Source organism: Paenibacillus sp. FSL R10-2771, assembly GCF_038000205.1.
GTDB classification, from domain to species: Bacteria; Bacillota; Bacilli; order Paenibacillales; family Paenibacillaceae; genus Paenibacillus_AQ; species Paenibacillus_AQ phytohabitans.
Window position 1 is genome coordinate 6,103,779 of record NZ_JBBOBM010000001.1, and the last position, 21,766, is coordinate 6,125,544.

14 protein-coding genes are annotated in these 21,766 nt (G+C 52.5%); 5 read left to right on the forward strand and 9 right to left on the reverse strand.

Annotation, left to right across the window (positions count from 1 at the left end; genetic code table 11):
• Positions 1–450: a bactofilin family protein gene (locus NSU14_RS26365; protein WP_340947793.1), complete on the forward strand. Its 450-nt coding sequence runs from the start codon at positions 1–3 to the stop codon at positions 448–450.
• Positions 451–505: 55 nt separating this feature from the next.
• Here NSU14_RS26365 and NSU14_RS26370 read toward each other — a convergent pair whose 3' ends face one another.
• The 5 genes from NSU14_RS26370 to NSU14_RS26390 form a co-directional block, all read right to left on the reverse strand.
• Positions 506–1,297, reverse strand: coding sequence for an ABC transporter permease (locus tag NSU14_RS26370; protein WP_042134035.1), 792 nt, complete (start codon positions 1,295–1,297; stop codon positions 506–508).
• Positions 1,290–2,216 carry an ABC transporter ATP-binding protein gene (locus tag NSU14_RS26375; RefSeq protein WP_042134033.1) on the reverse strand — a complete coding sequence of 309 codons (927 nt, stop codon included), beginning with the start codon at positions 2,214–2,216 and terminating at the stop codon, positions 1,290–1,292. Before NSU14_RS26375 ends, NSU14_RS26370 begins: the two co-directional genes overlap by 8 nt.
• Positions 2,217–2,731: 515 nt before the next feature.
• Positions 2,732–7,327 (reverse strand): glutamate synthase large subunit, encoded by a 4,596-nt coding sequence (gltB, locus tag NSU14_RS26380; protein WP_340948998.1) that lies wholly within the window; start codon positions 7,325–7,327, stop codon positions 2,732–2,734.
• Between the two features lie 374 nt (positions 7,328–7,701).
• A complete protein-coding gene (locus NSU14_RS26385; RefSeq protein WP_042134032.1) occupies positions 7,702–10,056 on the reverse strand; it encodes a YhgE/Pip domain-containing protein in 2,355 nt (784 codons plus the stop codon).
• A gap of 195 nt (positions 10,057–10,251) precedes the next feature.
• Positions 10,252–10,827 carry a TetR/AcrR family transcriptional regulator gene (locus tag NSU14_RS26390; protein WP_039302173.1) on the reverse strand — a complete coding sequence of 192 codons (576 nt, stop codon included), beginning with the start codon at positions 10,825–10,827 and terminating at the stop codon, positions 10,252–10,254.
• Positions 10,828–11,123: 296 nt separating this feature from the next.
• Here NSU14_RS26390 and NSU14_RS26395 point away from each other — a divergent pair, with 296 nt between their 5' ends.
• Entirely contained in the window at positions 11,124–12,320 is a 1,197-nt protein-coding gene (locus tag NSU14_RS26395; protein WP_042134030.1) for a UDP-N-acetylglucosamine--LPS N-acetylglucosamine transferase, read from the forward strand.
• A 151-nt stretch (positions 12,321–12,471) separates the two neighbouring features.
• Here NSU14_RS26395 and NSU14_RS26400 read toward each other — a convergent pair whose 3' ends face one another.
• Both NSU14_RS26400 and thpR read right to left on the reverse strand, forming a co-directional pair.
• Positions 12,472–13,380 (reverse strand): cell wall hydrolase, encoded by a 909-nt coding sequence (locus NSU14_RS26400; RefSeq protein ID WP_340947795.1) that lies wholly within the window; start codon positions 13,378–13,380, stop codon positions 12,472–12,474.
• Between the two features lie 76 nt (positions 13,381–13,456).
• A complete protein-coding gene (thpR, locus tag NSU14_RS26405; protein ID WP_340947796.1) occupies positions 13,457–14,068 on the reverse strand; it encodes an RNA 2',3'-cyclic phosphodiesterase in 612 nt (203 codons plus the stop codon).
• A 91-nt stretch (positions 14,069–14,159) separates the two neighbouring features.
• On the opposite strand from thpR, the gene NSU14_RS26410 reads away from it, so the two are divergent.
• Positions 14,160–15,116, forward strand: coding sequence for a D-2-hydroxyacid dehydrogenase (locus tag NSU14_RS26410; protein ID WP_042134025.1), 957 nt, complete (start codon positions 14,160–14,162; stop codon positions 15,114–15,116).
• Between the two features lie 990 nt (positions 15,117–16,106).
• Here NSU14_RS26410 and NSU14_RS26415 read toward each other — a convergent pair.
• Positions 16,107–17,891: a methyl-accepting chemotaxis protein gene (locus NSU14_RS26415; protein WP_076242277.1), complete on the reverse strand. Its 1,785-nt coding sequence runs from the start codon at positions 17,889–17,891 to the stop codon at positions 16,107–16,109.
• Positions 17,892–18,097: 206 nt separating this feature from the next.
• The gene (locus NSU14_RS26420; RefSeq protein WP_042134021.1) at positions 18,098–19,507 is read right to left on the reverse strand and encodes a deoxyguanosinetriphosphate triphosphohydrolase family protein; all 1,410 of its coding nucleotides are present in this window, start codon (positions 19,505–19,507) and stop codon (positions 18,098–18,100) included.
• Between the two features lie 246 nt (positions 19,508–19,753).
• On the opposite strand from NSU14_RS26420, the gene NSU14_RS26425 reads away from it, so the two are divergent.
• A complete protein-coding gene (locus tag NSU14_RS26425; protein WP_340947797.1) occupies positions 19,754–20,530 on the forward strand; it encodes a polysaccharide deacetylase family protein in 777 nt (258 codons plus the stop codon).
• A 143-nt stretch (positions 20,531–20,673) separates the two neighbouring features.
• A complete protein-coding gene (locus NSU14_RS26430; RefSeq protein WP_042134017.1) occupies positions 20,674–21,684 on the forward strand; it encodes a substrate-binding domain-containing protein in 1,011 nt (336 codons plus the stop codon).
• Positions 21,685–21,766 lie beyond the last annotated feature (82 nt).

Here is a 21,766-nt window from a genome sequence, read left to right on the forward strand (position 1 = left end):
ATGTGGAACAAACGCAAACAAAGTGCTCCATATAAATCGACCGATTCACTTATCGGACATGGAGGCACACTTGAAGGTAAAGTCCATTGCGATACCAATCTGCGGATTGAAGGGAATTTCAGCGGGGAAATCCTGTGCCAGGGGACAGTTACGGTCGGCGAACAGGGAACGGTCCACTCCAGCATTAAGGCGCAGGAGGTTATTATTGCCGGCAGGGTCTACGGCGACGTGACCGCCAACCAGAAGCTGATCATGACCGAAACCGGACAGCTGCACGGTAATATCGCAGCCGGCGCACTGAGTATTATGGAAGGCAGCGTGCTGAACGGGTCCGTAGCCATGGCCGAACAGCCCGCCACAGAGACAGCGGGCGGGCTTCAGGCAGATGGTTCTACGGACAAGGCAGGTAAGCGGGGTTCCCATAAACAGAACAAACTGGAAGCAGGCTGAGCGGGCATAACCCCGCATATGCTTGCTTCCAGTCCTTGTAGAGCCTTTTACCACATTAAGCTGCGACATCTCTTTTACGGAATACAACCCAAGAGACGAGCATGAAAATAACGTAATACACCGCGAGGACAGCAATTGCGAATCCTAACGTAGCGCCTCCGGGGCCGGTGTCCGACAGCAGATAACCGCTTAGATTCATATGGGCAAAAATCAGATAATTGGCCCACTCATACCGTTCCGGGCTGAAGATGGCGATAAAGATATCTTTGGTGAACATGATGGACAGCGACAGTACAATCGCAAGGCCGCTGGAACGGAATACGCTGGAGATCATAAAGGCAATGGCTGCTGTGAGAAACAGCTCAATGTAGGCGCACATAATCGTCAGAAAAACGTATTCTCCCTGGCTCCAGGCCATCGTCGGCCCCCCTATCGAATCCACGGCCGAGGACGAGAAAATCAGGGCTGAGCCATAACCAAACACGATCAGCAGCAGAGTGCTGAACAAGCTGAAGAGCACCATCGATATATATTTCGAGAGCAGGATTTTGGAGCGGCTCCAAGGGCGGATCAGCAGCAGCTTAATCGTTCCCCAGGTGAATTCGCCCGCAACGGAGTCAGCAGCCACCAGGGCTGTGAAGATGGTGTTCAGGAAAAAAGCGATCGCTACGGTAGTCTGGAAGCTGTCCCATAAACCGATCGTTACCTCATTGCCTCCGCTGGTGAAATGGATTAGCGCCGGAAACAGCGCACTCATAACCGCCAGAATGAACAGCATAATCCATGTCCGCAGACGTCTGTAAATTTTGATATTCTCATTATGTATGAGAGCAGCGAACTCACCCAATGCCTTCACCTCCTGTAATCTCCAAGAATTGATCTTCCAGTGACCGGAACAGCGGCTTGATGCTGTACACTTTAATTCCGCCGGCCACCAGCTTTGCGTTGAGCTCGGCAATTTCCTCCCGCACCGCCTCTACAGCAATACCCCCGTCCTTCACCACACCACGGCCCATCAGTTCCAGCGCAGCTTCAGGCTGATCTACTTCGAACAGGGTCTCACCCACCGGCACCAGCACATTGCCTACAGCTTTAAGCTGTTTCACTTCGATCAGGCGGCCGTTCTGGATAATCGCCACACTATCACACATGAGTTCCATTTCAGCAAGCAAATGGCTGGAGACAAAAACAGTAGTACCTTCCTTCTGGCACAGCAGGCGCAGATAATCGCGCAGCTCACGGATGCCCTGCGGGTCCAGCCCGTTGGTCGGCTCATCGAGAATCAGCAGCTTCGGCCGGTGCAGCAGTGCCTGGGCCACACCCAGCCGCTGGCGCATCCCCAGAGAATAGGTCTTAACCTTGTCGTTGATTCTCTGGCCGAGACCTACCAGCTCTACTACTTCACTAATCCGCTCCTTGGTCACACCGGGGACCATGCGGGCATACTGGCGCAGGTTCTGGTATCCGGTAAGGAACTTGTACATTTCCGGATTCTCCACAATAGCCCCTACATTCGCTATCGCCTCTTCAAAATGGTCTTTAATACTGCGTCCGCAGATGAGAATATCCCCGCGGCTAATGGAAATAAGCCCTACCATCATGCGGATGGTAGTTGTTTTACCGGCACCGTTCGGACCCAGGAATCCGAAGATTTGCCCGGGCGGAATATCGAGGGTCAAGTCATTGATCAGCGTTTTGGAGCCGATCTTTTTGGTAACCCCCATCAGGCTGGCCACAGGTTTCACAACTTCTGCCGTATTCGGCATAACTTCACTTCCTTTCGTCGGTTTGGATGAAACGGACTTGCGCTTTCGGATAAGGTGACTAATAGAAGAACTGAAGAGGCTCCAATGCAGATGTTAGCCGTAACTGCGGTGAATGTTTGGACTTCCGGCCGCTGTTGTCTGCAGATTTCTTGATTCATACCGCTTTTGCGGTGGAAATCCGCAGACTGCTTATGCTTCCGATGCTAGCTTTCCTACGGAAAGCTTTCAGGCGGACGCTACCGCTCCTACAGTTCCAAACTTCCCCTCCGCTACTCCCATCTTAATATTGTCTCTTTCAGTTCAAGCTATATTAACCTTATCACTGTATCAGCAACCCGTTTCATACATTTTTATATTCTACCATAGCTTTCCTTTTTCCTGAAATTAGGAAAGAAATGCAGTAATAGTAAAAGGGACAGTATCTTCCCCGTCTGATACGGGTAAGAATACTGTCCCTTGATCGTATAGTGCACACCGGCAATACCGGAGCCATTTAAAAGTTGAAAGCTTAAACCTTAGCCGCCGACACGGGCAAGCTCACGCATATTCGCTTCAAAAGCAGCCATCAGGGCAGCTTCGCCGGTCAGGCCATTCTGCTCCACCTTGCGGATCTGCTCCATCATCCGTTTGTAATCCTTCGGAATGACACGGGCAAATTTCGGCAGGGCCTGATCCCATGAATCGAGAATCACTCTGCCCGCATTGCTGTCTGTAAGCTCGGTATGACGGGTAATCAGGCTATGCAGCTCAGCGATTTCATCCGCCTCCTCCACACGCTCCAGCAATACCATTTCCAGGTTACAGCGTTTGATGAACGTGCTGTCCGGATCATATACGTAGGCGATCCCGCCTGACATCCCTGCCGCAAAGTTGCGGCCGGTTTCACCCAGAACAACCACACGGCCGCCAGTCATGTATTCGCAGCCGTGGTCGCCCACGCCTTCAACGACTACATTCGCCCCGGAGTTGCGGACTGCGAAACGTTCACCCGCAATCCCGCTGACATAAGCTTCGCCGCCAGTCGCTCCATACAGCGCCGTATTCCCGATGATGATATTATCTTCAGCGGCAAAGGTTGCCTTACGGGACGGTCTGATAATCAGCTTGCCCCCGGACAGCCCTTTGCCGACATAGTCATTGGAGTCGCCTTCGACCGTAATCGTGATGCCCTTCGGTACGAATGCGCCCAGACTTTGTCCGGCCGAGCCTGTGAAATACAACTTGATGGTGTCATCCGGCAGACCTGCTGCGCCATATTTGCGCGTCAGCTCGCTGCCCAGAATCGTACCCACGGCACGGTTGACGTTCGTGATCGGCAGGGATGCTTCAACTGCTGTGCCGGATTCCAGTGCAGGAGCGGCAATATCGAGCAGGTGAGTCATATCCAGCGTTTCTTCCAGGCCATGATTCTGGTGTTTGCTGCGGAAGCGTGTGCTTCCTTCCGGCATAGCCGGTGTATGCAGCAGGCTGTTCAGATCGACACCCTTCTTCTTCCAGTGGGTCGAAGCCTGAACCGCATCCAGGCAATCCGTGCGGCCGACCATTTCTTCAATGGTGCGGAAGCCGAGCTCAGCCATAATCTCGCGCAGATCCTGTGCTACAAAGGTCATGAAGTTAACGACATGCTGCGGATCTCCCATGAAGTTCTTGCGGAGCTCCGGATTCTGCGTAGCAACGCCGACCGGGCAGGTATCCATCTGACACACACGCATCATGATACAGCCTACAGCTACCAGCGGTGCAGTAGCGAAGCCGTATTCTTCAGCGCCAAGCAGAACAGCTACTGCCAGATCACGCCCGCTGAGCATCTTGCCGTCTGTTTCCAGTACAACACGGTCGCGCAGATTGTTCAGCATCAGTGTCTGGTGTGTCTCAGCCAGACCCAGCTCCCAAGGCAGTCCGGCATGACGGATGGAGTTCATCGGTGAAGCACCGGTGCCGCCGTCATAGCCGCTGATCAGGATAATATCGGCACGGCCTTTGGCCACACCGGCAGCAATGGTGCCTACGCCGACTTCGGATACAAGCTTAACGTTAATATTGGCACGAGGATTGGCATTCTTCAGATCATAGATCAGCTCTGCCAAATCCTCGATCGAGTAAATATCATGATGCGGCGGCGGTGAGATCAGACCTACACCTGCTGTAGAGCCGCGGACTTCGGCAACCCAAGGATATACCTTGCGGCCCGGAAGCTGTCCGCCTTCACCCGGCTTAGCGCCTTGTGCCATCTTGATCTGGATCTCGTCGGCATTCACCAGATAGTTCGAGGTTACGCCGAACCGTCCCGATGCCACCTGCTTGATCGCACTGCGGCGGGAATCGCCGTTAGCGTCCGGAATGAAGCGCGCCGGATCTTCCCCGCCTTCGCCGGTATTGCTCTTGCCGCCGATACGGTTCATCGCAATGGCCAATGTCTCATGGGCTTCCTTGCTGATCGAGCCGAAGGACATGGCGCCGGTCTTGAAGCGTTTCATGATCGATTCCGCCGGTTCTACCTCATCAAGCGAAACGGGTGCATTAGTGGATTTGAACTGCAGCATCGAGCGCAGAGTCTGGTGTTTCTCGCTTTCGCCCTGAACAAGTGCCGCATATTTCTTGTACATCTCGTAATCTCCGCTGCGTACGGAATGCTGCAGCAGATGAATCGTCTGCGGGTTGAACAGATGCTCTTCCCCGTCACTCCGCCACTGGTATTCACCGCCGGAATCCAGCACCTTGTCGTTGCCGTCTTTGTCGGTGAAGGCTCGGTTATGGCTGGCAAGTGCTTCTAGAGCCACTTCCTCCAGGCCAATTCCTCCGATACGGGATGGTGTCCAGGTGAAGTAACGGTCTACGAACTCCGAGTTCAGGCCTACAGCTTCAAAAATCTGTGCGCCGCGGTAAGATTGAATTGTGGATATCCCCATTTTGGACAGGATTTTTACAACACTCTTCGTAGCTGCCTTGATATAGTTCTTCACAGCCTTCTCATGCGAGATTCCGCGGAGCAGGCCTTGGCCGATCATATCATCCAGACTCTCGAAGGCCAGATAAGGGTTGACCGCACTGACACCATAACCAAGCAGAAGCGCATAATGATGAACTTCACGCGGTTCACCGGATTCCAGCAGGATACTGACCTTGGTCCGTGTTCCCGAGCGGATCAGATGGTGATGCAGGCTGGAGACAGCCAGCAGCGCCGGAATAGCAGCATTGTCGCGGTCTACCCCGCGGTCTGACAGAATAAGAATATTATGTCCTTTGGCCATAACACGGTCTGCCGCCTCATTCATACGCTCCAGAGCGATACGCAGCCCTTCCGCCCCCAGCTCTGCCGGGAAGAGAATCGGAATGGACATCGATTTGAAGCCGGCACGGCGTACATGACGCAGCTTGGCGAAATCCTCGTTCGAGAGAATCGGAGAATCCAGCGAGATCTGACGACAGCTCTCCGGTTCTGCTTTGAGCAGATTGCGTTCAGGCCCGATCGTTGTTGCCGTGGACGTTACCAGTTCTTCACGGATCGCATCAATCGGCGGGTTGGTTACCTGGGCAAACATTTGTTTGAAGTAGTTGTAGAGCCGCTGCGGACGGTCAGACAGTACCGCCAGCGGTGAATCATAACCCATGGACCCGACAGCTTCGGCACCTGTGGATGCCATAGGCTCCAGCACCTTGCGCAGATCTTCAAAGGTATAACCGAACGACTGCTGAAGTTGCTGCACGTTATCATGCTTCGGATTCGGCAGCTCCGGTGCTTCCGGAAGCTCATCGAGGCTGATCAGGTGCTCATCCAGCCAATCCTGATAAGGCTGCTGCGAAGCAATTTCAGCCTTGACCTCTTCATCAGAGATAATACGGCCCTGCTTCGTATCCACAAGCAGCATACGGCCCGGTCTCAGGCGGTCTTTGTATAGTACATCCTCTGCCGGGATGTCTAGGACTCCCGCTTCGGAGGACAGAATGATCAGATCATCTTTGGTGACATAATAACGCGCTGGACGAAGACCGTTACGGTCGAGGATCGCCCCGATTTGCACGCCGTCGGTGAAGCCCATTGCGGCAGGCCCGTCCCATGGCTCCATCAGGGTGCTGTGGAATTCATAGAAGGCTTTCTTCTTCTCGTCCATGCTGTCATGATTGCTCCAAGGCTCAGGAACCATCATCATCGCAACATGCGGCAGGGAGCGTCCGCTCAGGTACAGGAACTCGAACGTATTATCGAACATCGCAGTATCGGAGCCGTCGGGGTTAACCACCGGCTTGATCTTGCCGAGATCCTCGCCGAACACTTCGCTCTTGAACAGCGACTGGCGGGCATGCATCCAGTTCACATTGCCGCGAAGGGTGTTGATTTCGCCATTGTGAATCATGAAGCGGTAAGGGTGGGCACGTTCCCAGCTTGGGAAGGTATTGGTACTGAACCGGGAGTGGACAAGCGCAATCGCCGACTCCAGCTTCTCATCCTGCAGATCCAGGTAGAACTGTCCAACCTGTACAGTAGTCAGCATGCCCTTGTATACGATCTTCTTGCAGGATAAACTCGGTACGTAGAAGGATTCCCCCTCTTCTGCTCCGCCGTAGCGGATCGACAGCTCCGCACGTTTGCGGATCACGTACAGCTTGCGTTCAAAAGAAAGATCATCCTTAATTCCTTCAGAGCGGCCGATAAATACCTGCCGCACATAAGGCTTGGCAGCCTTGGCCGTCTTGCCGAGCATTTCGTCAAAGGTAGGCACATCGCGGTAGCCGAGCACCTGCTGGCCCTCTTCAGCGATAATCTCGCTCAGGAGCGCCTCATGGCGGGTCCGGATCTCCTCGTTATGAGACAGAAAGATCATGCCCACGCCGTAATGGCCCTGTTCCGGCAGCTCAAAGCCAAGCTTCGCTGCTTCGCCGGCAAAGAAACGGTGCGGAATCTGCAGCATAATGCCGGCTCCGTCACCAGAGTTCGGCTCGCTTCCCTGGCCTCCCCGATGCTCCATATTAAAGAGCATAGTCAGAGCATTGCTAACAATATCATGGGACGGTTTGCCTTTAATATGGGCAACAAATCCCATGCCGCAAGCGTCTTTTTCGAACTGAGGATCATAAAGGCCCTGTTTGCCGGGCAGTTCAGTGTGTCTCATCATACGCAACCTTTCTATTATAAAGTAGACGGAATTCCAGGAAAATTTTTCAGAGGAAAATCTTAATAATTATTCAAGCCAGATTGGTTATATTATTTTATCATCGACCTGACATGAGCGCAATTTAAACTTTTTTATGAGCTTGATTAACAAATGCTTTTGCAGCGCAGCTTTAGCGGATAAAAGCGTAAAAAATCTTCTCAGTGCATAATTATGCATAAAAGACGAATAAGTTCTTATGCATTGAAAGCGTTTCATTTATTTTCCTGCCATCGGTATGGCACTTTTTTTACCCATTTAGTTTTCTGTATAAGCCAAAAACGCCCCCTCAGGGGCGTTTTTGTGTCCTCATATTTACAAGAAAATGTGTTCCATTATACAGTCAAAACTTGTTCACTTTTCAGCAGAGCTTCATTACCGCGGTCACGGGTCATGAAGTAGGTGAAGGTAAGCGCCAGGAATACTATGCCGTAAGCGGCCAGCAGTCCGGCATCATTCCACATCGAGCTGAAGTCGCCAGTGGAGATGACTGCCTTGAAGCCTTTGACACTATAAGTCATCGGCAGCAGCGGATTGAAGATCTTCATCCAGTTAGGAATCAGCTCCAGCGGGAACGTACCCGCACTCGTAGTCAATTGGAAGATCAGAATCAGGATGACTACGAAACGGCCCGGCTGGTCAAGCCAGGTTACGATCGCCTGGATCATCCACATGAAGGCAAGACTGGTGATGAAGGAGAAGGCGTAGAACAAGCCTACACTCTGCACTTCAAGGCCCAGGCCGTACAGAACAATCAGGATGGCGAGAAGTGCCTGGAGCAAGCTCATCATGGAGAACGTAAGAGTACGGCTCATGAACCGGTTGAACCGGCTGGCTCCGATCACTTCAGATTCACGCATCGGAATAACAATCGTACAGATCAGTGCGCCTACGAACAAACCGAGAGACAGGAAGTAAGGGGCGAATCCTGTTCCATAGTTCGGTACCTTACTGACTTTCACTTCTTCAATCTGTACCGGCTGGGCAAACATGGATACCAGCGCATCGCTCTTGTTCACAGCATTAGTCTGCGTTGCAGCATCGCCCAGCTTGCTGGCCAGCTCACCGGAGCCTGCTTTCAGCTCATCCAGACCGTCCTTGAGCTGGCCTGCTCCGTCACTCAGCTGCTTCGAGCCGTCAGCTACAGAGCTGAGGCCGCTGCCAAGCTGTCCTGCGCCGCTCAGCAGCTTCGCTGTACCGGCTTCAAGCGCCTTGCCGCCGTCTGCCAGCTTCGCACCGCCTGCGGCCGCTTCGTCCAGCTTCGCGCCGAACTGCTGCATGCCTGCCGACAGCTTAGCACCGCCTGCTGCAAGTGTGCCCGCGCCAGCCGCCAGCTGCTGCTGGCCTTCCAGCAGCTGTGCGCTGCCGGCGTTCAGCTGCTGCGCTCCGGCATGCAGCTGCGTTACACCTGCATCAAGCTGCTGGGAACCGCTGTGCAGCTGATTCGCTCCCTGCACCAGCTGCTCCTGGCCGCTGTGCAGTGCCGTTGCTCCTGCCAGCAGCTGCTCCTGGCTCTGGTCCAGCTGTGCAGTGCCGGTCGCCACTGCTGTACTTGCCGCCAGCAGCTTCTGTACATCCGGGCTTGCCGCAAGCTGCGGGTTCGATTTCGCCAGTGCCTGCAGACCGTCTGCTACCGCCTTGGCTCCGGCTGCCGCTTTCGCGCTGCCTTCCTTCGAAGCCGTAAGACCGGCTTCGAGCTTCGCGCTGCCTTCTGCGGAAGAGGTCAGACCCGCTTCCAGCTTCGCGCTGCCGTCCACCACCGACTTCGTGCCAGCCTGCAGCTTGGCGGTTCCGTCTACGGCCGACTGTGTGCCGTCCTTGAGCGAAGCCGCTCCGGCTGCAGTCTTCTGCAGCCCTGCATCAAGCTGCTTGCTGCCTGCTGCCGACTGGGTTACACCATCCTGCAGCTGCTTATGTGCTGCGGACAACTGCTGAAGCCCTCCGGCCAGCGTGCTGCTGCCGGCTTCCAGAGCCGCTGCTCCGGTATTCAGATCCGTCACACCCTGGGTAAGCGGCGCTACACCATCGAGCAGCTTGCCGGTGCCTTCAGTCAGGACAAGCAGATTGTCCTTCAGCTTAAGCGCTCCGTCATCCAGCTTGGTGGCACCGTCAGCAATCTTGGTGGCGCCGTCCCCGGCTTCGCCAAGCCCGCTGGCGATATCCGTGATTTTATCAAATACAGATTCGGTATACGCTTCTGTGATCTTGGCAGACACTTTAGTCTTGATATCCTTCACTGCCGTGCCGCCGATCTGGCCAGCCAGGAAGTTGTAGCCTTCATTCGGCTCGTAGATGATTTTGGCCGGCTGCGGATCTGCATCCAGCAGGGTAGTAGCTTTGGCCGAGAAGTCTTCCGGAACAATAATCGCCATATAATAGGTATTGTCCGCAAGTCCGGCTTCCGCTGCTTCACGGCTGACGAAATTCCACTTGAACCCGTCCGTCTTCTTCAGCTCCGCCACCAGGTCTGATCCGGCGCTCAGCTTGGAGCCCTCATAATCAGCACCTTTATCTTCATTTACGACAGCGACCGGAAGCTCGTTCATTTTACCGTAAGGATCCCAGAATGCCTTCAGGAATAATCCGCTGTACAGTACAGGAATGAACAGAATGGCAAACATGGAAATACGCATCTTGGGATTCTTAAAAACCGCGCCAAGGTCCTTGATAAACACGGATAAAGATTTCATTCTGGTTCTCTCCTTCTAATCATATGCTCTCTTTAAAATGCTATAAATTCCTCTGAAATGATATTTTCGTGAATGTTACAGTAACACTGGTTGACCATTTTCCCCATTCAGTCAGTCAAGAGCAAAAAAAATTTGCCTGTTCACATCAGGGAAAGCGCAGGTTCACAGACGCCGTCCCTATACCGGACTTAAATTCTACTGTGACAGGCCTTCTGCCAAAAATAAATGAAAGTAGCATTTAATCTGCTCTTTGGTCAAAGGCACATGCACCTTGCTCAGTTCAGCAGTAAGTACGATATAAAGCCTGAACATTACTACCGAGACAATCTGGGGATCGCAGGGTTTGATCTCCCCTTGACGGATTGCCTGTTCCACCTCCCGTTCCAAATATTCAAGTACGACACTCTCGATCTTGTCGAGCCCATCACCGGCCTGCGGCGTTCCGAAATCACGACTTTCCTGGGACAGCTTGATGAATAGCTCATGTTCGCTCCGAAATTCCAGCAGGGCGTCCAGCACGCGGTGCAGATTATCAAAAAACGGCTTGTCGCGTTTAATCTCCCGCTCGGCGATTCTTTTCATCTCAATAATGACATCTCGCAGAATCTCGTCAAATAATTGTTCCTTGTTCGTAAAAAAGGTATAAATCGTCCCTTTGCCGACATTGGCAATCTTGGCGACCTGATCCATTGTAGTTGCCTTATAGCCGAATAATGAAAAAGATTTCGTCGCCGCCTGAAGCACCTGCTGCCTTCGATCTACCACAGCCACCCGTGCACTCCCTTTCGTCAGGAAATATCATTGCGTCCGCGTTCTGACCAATTTACTAATCCGGTCACTCGGTCAAGACCAACTTTATCACGATGCTCCTGCCAATGCAATACTTGTGCCCAACTTTTTTTATTTTATTGCAGTGTTTTAACTTTCTATTTACGTCTTATTTGTATAATGTGAGAAAAGAAGCAAAAACCCTAGTATAATATAATAGAACATGAACATGGGATCTCGAATGAACCGATGAAGAGAACTCGTAATTCTACCCATGATGGAAAGTAGCAGGTGAACTTATGCGAAAGAAAAGAGTACTGCTGTTTTCGGAAGGCTTCGGCACGGGCCATACAGGGGCAGCCTATGCTCTGGCCGAAGGAATAAGACTGCTGAGTCCGGATGTGCAGTGCCGGGTCATTGAGCTTGGAAAATTCCTCAATCCTACGGTCGCACCATGGATTCTTTCCGCTTACCGCAAAACAGTCAGCAGCCAGCCAAAGCTGGTCGGCATGATGTATAAGACCCAATATCATAAATCACTGAACCGGTTGACTAAGCTGGCTCTTCACCGGATTTTTTATACACATGCCTCACAGGTCATAGAGCAGCTTAAACCCGATTTGATTATCTGCACTCATCCGATTCCGGCCGCAGTCATCTCCAGATTGAAGCAGCAGGGGCTGGATGTCCCGCTCTACACGCTGATTACAGATTATGATGCTCACGGCAGCTGGGTGAACGCCGAAGCCGACCGCTATCTCGTCTCTACTTCACGCGTCAAATCGATTCTTACCGGACGGGGCGTATCTCCTGAGCTGGTGACGGTTACCGGCATCCCGGTGCATCCGAAGTTCTGGGAGCGCCATAGCAAGACTCAGCTCCGCAAGGAGCTGGGGCTCGCCGACATTCCTACCGTGCTCATTATGGGCGGCGGCTGGGGGCTGATGTTCGGGAAGGACATCATGAATTCGCTCACGGCCCGGATGGATGAGATCCAGCTTATATTCTGTATGGGCAGCAATGACAAGCTGGTAGCCAAAATGAAAGCCAACCCGCTGCTGGACCATCCCAATGTAAAGATTCTCGGCTACAGCAGCGAGATCAACAAATTAATGGATGCTTCCGATCTGCTGATTACGAAGCCGGGCGGAATGACCTGTACTGAAGGTCAGGCCAAAGGCATTCCGATGCTGTTCTACAGCGCCATCCCGGGGCAGGAAGAGAAGAACAGCCAGTATTTTGTAGAGCTGGGGCTGGCCGAGGTACTTGATTCGGAAGTGGTGAACAAATGGTTCTCCATGCTGCTGCATGAATATGCCGGACTTGAATTACAGCGGAAACGCCGGACTTCCCCTGAACGCCAGCAGCCTCAGCATTGTGCAGCTACTGTGCTCCAGCTGCTGGGCAAGCCCGCCAGCCAAGCTGTTGCCGAATCCGAGTCGTGGAGCTCCCCCTCACAGGTGCGCAATGAAGAGGCCGTCTATGTCACCCCGTAGACGGACCCCGGTGAACAACAACATAAAGAACCTCCAGCCACTGGTAAGCGTGGATTTGGAGGTTCTTTTGCATTACATAAGATGAGAATGCAGCGGAAACCTTCTCCGCGCGCAACCAGCGTGAATTCGGATGGCAAGAATGTAACAGTGATTATTTGTAGAAGGTATGATTGCCGATGGTCTTAAGGAGTGTCCGTGAATGATGCACAGTAAGATCCTGCGCGAGCGTCAGCGATAAGAAGAAGTACGTGTCATCCGTAACTTCCTTAACTCCCATAAGTGCAGCATTAACAGCCTTGATACTGTCTGCGTTGGGCTTCACACGCTTTAGCCGGCCGTTGGCGACAGGACTAAATTGGCTTTTTTGATAGATTACATCATGAATGGTATCGGGAAAATTGGCTGACCGCAGCCGGTTCAGAACAACGTTGGCAACTGCCACCTTGCCCTGGTACGGTTCGCCTTCTGCTTCTGCCATGACGATTTTTTGCAGCAGTAGCAGGTCTTCTTCGGATACGGCGTAGCTCCAGGTAGCTTCAGCTTGCTGCTCCTGGCTTAGTAGCTTGGTCCGAGAGAAGAACAATGTTGCGGGGGGATGTTGCTGAGTTGCCGCTTTGACTTTATTTACGCTCGTTGTCCCCTTGGCCGCTTTCTTCAGCGCTTGCGCCGCTGACGGCGTTGCTTTCACCACAGTTACCTTAGCCTTAGGCTTAGGCTGAACGGCGCCCGTCTTCGCAGCCTCTTGACGCTGCAGCTTCTCGGGGCTTAACCATCCGGCGCTTACCATGCGGGCCCAGGTGTGGACCGGTTCGGCAGCTGTGGTGTAAAGCATGGGAATCATTGTGCTGGATGAAGGGCTTGTCCTATATACAGCAGATGCAGCTTTCGGAACACTGGGCTCCAGAGACTCATGGCCGGCAGACTTCAATTTACCCATTTCTATTACATTCTCCCCGGTAGCAGCAGATCCTTCGGGGTTCATCAAACTTATCGCTGAGAAAGACACTAAAATTACGCTAACCAGCAGCGCAATACAGCGGCTCTGTTTAAATATTAACATTATTTACCTCCTATTTTACGGCACACTCCTATTGTATGTAACCGAAAATGGAAGCTTTGAAAACTTTCTTGTCGATTTATGTTGAGAAAAATGTAAATTTTTCGGTCATTTCATACATAGGAATGGCATGCATCCTGGTAGCATACACCACAAAAGCATCCACCGTCCAGCCTAAGTCTGGAAGTAAATTGCCTGCGGGACGTCCCTTTACCCGTAAATTTTCCAGCCGCTCCAGCGTAAACGGCTGCTCCTCACGGTATTTGCGGGCCACTGTCAAATGGGGATTATACGTTCGCGTTTCCGCCGTGAATCCTAACGGAATTGTCGCCGAAACCACCTTTTTCTGCAGCTCCCTGAGCGGCTCAAGCTCCCCGGAAACCCCCGTCCAGAGCACTCTTGGCGAGTCCGGGAGGCCGAATGTGCCCCATTCTCCGAGCTTCAGCTGAAAGCCTTTGCTTGACAAGGAAACTTTCCGGAGCGCCGCGAACAGGGCCGGGATATCCTCCTTCGGAGTGTCGCCAAGAAATTGCAGCGTAATATGGAAATCTTCAAAATGTGTCCATCTGGCAAATTTAAGTCCGGAAGACACGCGGGCAGACTCATTTTTAAGATAATAGCGCAATGCTTCCGGCAAAGGTATAGCGATAAACAGACGCTCAAATTCTTGCTCCGGCTCCTTATGTTCCATTCTAATTTCACCTTTCCAGGCAGATTTGTTATGCTTATTCTATACTTATCGTCCATTTCTCTACTGAAATGTAGAATAGGAGGGAACCAACATGACTAAATCCATCGTTTGTATGCAGCATTTATCAGATGGGCAGCAGGAGCTGATCCGCGCCGCTGCACCAGATTATACCCTTACCCTCGGAGATTCCAGGAATCCGGACCTTGAGCTGCTCTCCGGTGCAGAAATTATCATCGGCTGGGGAAAAGGCGCCAGTGATACCCTTCTGCGCCAGGGTTCACCGCTGCGCTGGGTCCAGGCCTGGTCTGCCGGTGTGGAGAAACTTCCGCTTGAAGCCATGCATGAACGCGGGATTCTGCTGACGAATGCCAGCGGTGTTCATGCCGAACCGATTACTGCCGTTATCTTCAGCTTCATGCTGATGTTCACCCGGAACATGCATACCGCTATCCGCAACCAGCAGAACCGCCGCTGGCATTCGGATGGACAAGAGAGTGAATTGACCGGCAAGACGGCAGTGATTGCCGGAACTGGCTCCATCGGCAGTGAAACCGCCAGAATTGCCAAGGCTTTCCGTATGAAGACGATCGGTGTGAGCCGTTCCGGCCGGCCGGTTGACGGCTTCGATGAGGTCTTCACGACCGGACAGCTGAAGGATTCCGTGAGCGACGCCGATTTTATTATCAACACTTTGCCGATCACCGACGAGACGCAGGGAATATTCGATGCAGACATCTTCTCCGCTGCCAAGCAGGGGGCTTATTACATTAATATTGGCCGCGGAGCGACTACCAATACGGACGATCTAATCTCTGCGCTGCACAGCGGACAGCTTGCCGGTGCCGGACTCGATGTCTTCGAGAAAGAGCCGCTGCCGGAGGATCACCCTCTGTGGGGGATGGAGCAGGTCATCATGACCCCGCACTGTGCCGGGGTAACCGACCGTTACGCGGACCGGGTAGTGGATATTTTCGTTGAGAACATGAAGGCCTATCTGGAGTCCGGAACGCCTTCACTCAATCTGGTCGACTACAGCCGCCAATATTAAGCCTCCGCCGCCTGGGCTGGCGGGGTTGCTGTGGGATATGCGGACTTGTTTGTAACTTGCGGGTTTAAAGGTGCCTCCTGCGGCTAAATGTTGTACATATTACAACATTGGATGTTAGATAAAAGGGTTTTCTAGAGAATTGTTGTATGAAATACAACAATTCTCTCGTTGATCTGCCGGATGGAGGCGAAATGATGCCTTTTGTACAACAATTTTCCGTTAACGTCGATCTTTTGAGGAAAATGTTGTATTTTGTGCAGGATTTCAACTATATAGACTATAGATTGAGCTGGAAAGTACCTTGCTCCGTAGAACCCTGCACTGGCAAGACTCCTGCGCGGACAAGTCTATTGTGAACTAGCTAGTGCGGAGTGCATTGCAATTACTTTAATTGTATTTCCTGCAGTTAAATAACGGCGAAAAAACGGATATGCCCGGTTAACTGTATTCTGTACAACTAAAATAGCAGTACGTCTTTTTTCCCGGAGTATGGGGGATTTTAACTGCAGAGAATGCAATTAAAGTCCTCGCAGCACAATAACCGATCGCTTTAGTTGCACAAAATACAGTTAGTTAGTACTTAGGCAGCGCGAATTTCGTCATCAATTAGCCAAGGAGTTCGAGCTAGGAGCCGGGAACACTCCCAGTTTAAGCTGTATAGCAATTTAGTATTAGGTAACATAACTTTGCTCTCCCCAGCACATTACCAAGACAAAAACAGCCTCTGCTAACCTAAGCAGAGGCTGTTTTTATATTCCCACATCACTATATAGTTTGAACTTGAGATTTACAACTAGGGAGAAGTGGCGGAAGAGAAGTTTGGAACTGTAGGAGCGCTAGCGTCCGCCTTTGTTCACGGATTTCCACCGCTACTAGCGGTATAAATCAAGAAATCCGGGAACAACAGCGGCCGGAAGTCCAAACATTCTCTGCAGTCACGGCGTATCCCTAAGTATTAGAATTTCACTGCTTCAGCCTATATAGCCCCCCTCACACTTGAAACCGAGTGACCGACTCCTTAAGCTCAGTAAGCAGCAGCTTCAGATGCTCGATGCCGTTGGCCACTTCCGTAGTCGCGCTGAGCTGCTCGTGAGCCGAAGCTGAAGTCTCTTCTACACCGGCCGCAGATTGCTGGGCGAGTGCCGAGATATGCTGGCTGAACTCGTTCATGGTTTCACTGGCTCCGGTCATCTGCTCCAGATCCTTGGCCATTCCTTCCACCGTGAGCGCCATTACCCCCACCGAGCCGTTGATATCGGCCAGGGCTTCGCCCGTCTCGACAATCTGCCGGCTGCCCTCTTCCGTCTTCGCCACGCCGCCGCGCAACTGCTCAACCATCGCTCTGGAGTCATGCTGGATTCCCTGTGTAATTCCGGTAATCTCCGCTACGGTCCGCTGCACATCCTCCGACAGCTTGCGCACCTCCTGTGCTACTACCGCGAAGCCCCGGCCGCTGTCACCGGCTCTCGCCGCTTCAATGGCCGCATTAATCGCCAGCAGATGCGTCTGCTCGGAGATGCTGCGGATGGAGCCCACAAGCCGGAAGATCCCCTCGTTCTTGCGGTTCAGCTCCTCCACCGTGTCCATAGACTGCGATACAGCGTCCGCAATCTGGTTCATTTGCGCCACCGAGCTTTCCATGAGCGCTTTGCCTTTTTCACCCTTCTGCCGCACCTGCTCCGAATGAAGCGAGAGGTCAATTCCCCTGCCGGCAAAATTCTCAATTATAGCGTTTAACTCCTCCACCGCCTTAGAAGCATCTACCGCTGCTTCGGCCTGGCTTCCGGAGGCTTTGGCCAGCTCTTCCATGGTCAAGGCAATCTGGCTGCTGCCCTCCTTGGTATCGGAAATCGTATGCATCAGCTCATCGCCCTGTTCCGAAATCACCTCGGAGACATTTCTGATCCGGTTCACCATTTCCAGCAAGGTACGGTTAGTTTCGTTAACGGTCTTGGCAAGCTGGCCGATTTCATCCATATTGCCGATCAGGGTATCCTCTGCGGTCAGATCACCGCCGGAGATCCGCTGCAGGTGTACGGTTACCTTTTTAAGCGGATTGATCATGGTCTTACGGATCACCATGTTAATCATTCCGATGACTACCAGGACAATCAGCACAGTTACAATACTCAACGTCAGGGAAGTGTGGAAAATCTTCTCGGAAACTTTGCCCTCACTCGCTGCTTCATCCTGAGTGTGTGCAACAAGCGCGTCCAGATCAATCTGCATCGAATTAAACGCCTCAATCCCCTTGTGGGATACCTCCAATGCTAATTCCTCGTCATTCGAGCTGCTGAGCAGGATCGCCTGATTGTTGACGGTCAGGAACTCTCCCCATTTCCCGACGAGCGACTGTAATTGCCCCAGCTCCTGCTCTCCCCGCAAGGTGAGCTTGTATTCCTTCAATGTATCTGACACTTTGCGGATGAATTCAGCCCGCTCTTCCGCAAGTGTGTTTTTCTCTGCGCTATCCGTGCTCAGAATATGCTGCATGCTGATCGCCATAACATGCTCTGTCAGGTAATTTACATTGTGGATTTTATCCAGTGCGGGAATGCTCTGATCAATAATATTGCCTGTGTTCTTCTGCATACCGTTCATTTGATAGAGCGAGACCCCGCCGGTAACCAGAACCAGTACTGCCAAAGCCGCATAACCGGAGGCAATCTTGAATCCAATACTTTTACTTCCTTTAGCTACTGCGGTCTGGCGCATTTTTTTAGTTCCACTCACCCATTTTTTAACTGCACTTTTCAGTTGTTGACCCTTGCCCATCTACGTGCGCCTCCTCAAACATTTTCCGAAAACATGACCGGAATTCCATTCTATTACATTCCATTTTCATAAAAGAACAAAAAAAAATAGGTTGCTAGTACTATTTCGGCAAAACACCCAAAAAATTTTATATGTATATCCAGAACTATAAAAAAAGTACCCGCCAGCCAAACCGGCTGACAGGTACTATTGGCGCAGAGCTATGCCTAATCCAGATCGTAAATCGAGCCTACCTTTAGTCCATACAGCTCATTGTAGATTTTCTCGGCAAACGCATCGGTCATCCCGGCGATATAATCTGTCACCATATGCTCCCAGGTCCAGATGGGCCTGGCCGACCTCTGATCCTTCTCATACCGCTGCAGCCAGTCGCTCGGAATAATACTCCGCGAGGTCTCGGGATCCAGGAAGGCCTCCCACAGCCGCCGGAGGATCCATTCACTCCGTTTCTGCAGGCGCTGCACACGCAAATCGCGGATCATCGTTACCCAGGCGAAGCTTTTGAGCACACTGACCGTCCGCAGCATATCCTCATCCTCCTGGCCTTCCTTGATGAATGTAACCTTCTTCCAGTCCCCGTCCTCGATGACGCCGAGACTGGCGACGAAAGTACTGACCCAATAAGCTTTAACTTCACGGCGCGTGCGGGAGTAGTCATTCTCACAGGTTGGCATTTTCTCCATCCATACCCGAAGGAATGAGCTAAGCACTTCCTCCACCTTGGCGCTGATCGCCTCGGCCTGCCAGCCTGACCAGAAGGCATCCTCCAGCGTCGTGATCTTCTCAACAATCAGCCGCTGAATGTATTCGTCGTGCATGAAATGCTCGTGTACCTCTATCTTGCCGGCCTTGATGCCGTCTTCGAGGTCATGGGCCGAATAGGCTATGTCATCGCATAAGTCCATAAGCTGTGCTTCCAGTGTCTTCTTGCCTGCCGGAACCCCCCACTGGGTGCGGATCTCGTTGATGTATTCCCATTCATGCAGGTACATGCCCTTCTTCAGCACAGTACCGGGAAACGGATATTTGTTAATGCCCAGCAGCACCGCATCCGAGAGGTTCAGTCCATCGATATTCTCCCGTTTCTCCAGAAACATGATCAGGCGGAAGTTATGGGCATTGCCTTCAAAATGTTCATATTTACGCTTCATGCTCTCATGGATCGTCTGCTTCTGTACCGGACCGGCCCCGGACTTCGCGGCAGCCTCCGCTGTTTTCTTGGCAATAAGCCCTTCCAGCAGGCTGTCCAGCACCTCTTCCCCCTTATGCCCAAACGGCGGATGGCCGAAATCATGCGCAATGGCCGCACATTCCACGACCTCCGGATCGATGACCAATCCCGGATTCTCAGCTGCCCCCGTCTCTACCTCAGGATAAGAACGCAGCAGACTCTTGGCCGCTTCGCGGGCAATCTGCGCCACCTCCAGCGAGTGGGTCAGCCGTGTGCGGTAATAATCTCCGGTGCCTGCACCGAATACCTGTGATTTGCCTTGCAGCCGTCGAAAGGTCGGCGAATGGATCAGACGCGAATAATCGCGTTCATATGCGGCTCTGGATGTTTCCAGCCGGGTAATTTCCGGATATTGCCTATGCTCTCTTTTCTCAATTAGTGTCATCTCCGCTGCCCCTATTCCATTGTTCTGTATTTAGTATCTCATTATAAGTCATTTCCGGCAGAACTTTCACTCTAAAATGCGACCAGATAAGTTTCCGGTTCAGATGTTACTTTCATCTTTATCATTAACCTTCCAGTTCGCTCTATATAAAATGCATATTTCCCGGGGCAAATGGAGCATTCTAAGGCTCAAGCAGCGCAGGAACGGCTTATAAAAACACAGGGTGTGGAGTGAAACTTGAGACGCATGAAAAGAGGAATCCGAATCACTGCCGCGGCCCTTGCAGCGCTCGCGCTTATGCACGGCTCTGCAGACATTGCCCTTGGCAGCCCGAACAGGGCCAAGAACCGCTATTATTATGAGGAACGGGGCGACATGATCTGGGATGTGCAGACCAGCCAAAAGGTTATTGCACTCACCTTCGACGACGGCCCGGACCCCTTCGAGACGGATGGCATTCTGGAGGTACTGCATGAATACAATGCGAAATGCACTTTTTTTGCAATTGGCAAACGGATCGCCGCTTATCCCGAGGTCGCCAGACGCGTCATTAATGAAGGCCATGAGCTTGCGAACCATACCTATAATCACGTTTATTTCAAAAAACCGGTCTCCGGGCAGCAGATTCAGGAGGAGCTGGAGCTGACGGAGAAGGAGATTGTCAAAGTATCCGGCAAACACAGCAGCCTGTTCAGACCGCCGGGCGGAATGTACGACGACACGATGATTGATGTGTCCAACAGCATGGGCCTGAAGCCGGTGCTCTGGTCCTGGCATCAGGATACCCGCGACTGGAACCGCCCGGGAGTCTGGAGCATCTCCAGCAGAGTGATCCGCAATGCCCGGAATGGGGATATCGTTCTGTTCCATGACCATGTCCATGGGCAATCGCAAACGAAGGAAGCGCTGAAGATTATCCTCCCCGAGCTTGAGAAGCAAGGGTTCCGGTTCGTCACTGTCTCCGAGCTGATCACGTTATCCGATGCGCAGCAGGCGAAGACAGAGCGGCACGGGACTTATTGAAGCTCCGTCTGCCGCTCTCCGCTTGCGGTCCGGGGGTTTCTTAGATTGCGCAGGTCCACAAAATAAGGTAGTCTTGAGCATTATAAGCATTATATGGCTACCTGTGACTTCTGCCGCAGTGCATCCCTGGGAGGGTTTAATTCATGTCTGAGAATACTTCCTATACCACCGAGGAAATCGCCCGGTTACTCAAAATATCCAAACTTAAAGTCTATGATCTGATCAAAAAAGGAGAGTTGCCCTCCTACCGTGTCGGCAAACAGATGCGTGTTGACCTCTCTGATCTGGAGGCATACAAGCAGAATTCCCGCAGCAGCGGGGCTTATGGGCATCCGCTCCCCGGCGGAAGCGGATTACAGGAAATACAGCCGCTGCAGACGCCCGCTTCCTTCGCGGCTCCGTATCAGGCCTTTGCCCCTCCGCCCCCCCATACCGGCAAAAGCACCAGTATGAATGTGGTCATTACCGGCCAGGATATGTCGCTTGATATTCTGGCGACCTATCTGGAGCGTACGCTGCCGTCCACCCGCCCGCTCCGTTCGTATGCCGGCAGTCTGGACAGCCTGATTGCCATGTATCACGGGGAATCGGATATTGTCAGCACCCATCTCCTGGATGGGGATACCGGCGAATATAATCTGCCTTATATCCGCAAGCTGCTCGTAGGCTTCTCTTATATCGTAGTGCATCTGCTATCGCGCAGTGCCGGGTTCTATGTGCGGAAGGGCAACCCCAAAGGCATCCGCGGCTGGAGTGATCTCCGGCAGAGCGGGCTGACCCTGATCAACCGTGAACGCGGCTCCGGGGCCCGGGTGCTGCTGGATGAGCAGCTCCGCCTGCTCGGAATTCCATCCGCATCGCTGGAGGGCTACGGAACCGAAGAGAACAGCCATCTGGCTATAGCCGGCATGGTGGCGCGGGGCAGCGCCGATGTGGGCATCGGCACCGAGAAGGCCGCCAAGATTATTGACGGCATTGACTTCATTCCGCTCACCACGGAACGCTACGATCTGGTCATGGTCAAGAAGCCCGAGAATGAACAATGGATCAGCACGGTTCTTGATATTCTGCGTTCATCCGCCTTCCAGAACGAGCTGAAGTCCATTCACAGCTATGACCTTACCGAAACAGGGAATATTATATACGAGACTTGAACTAGCGGAACAGCAAAGGGACGCCCGGCGGAGATATACCACCGGGACGTCCCTTTTCGCTGCATCTGTATTTCAATCGGGG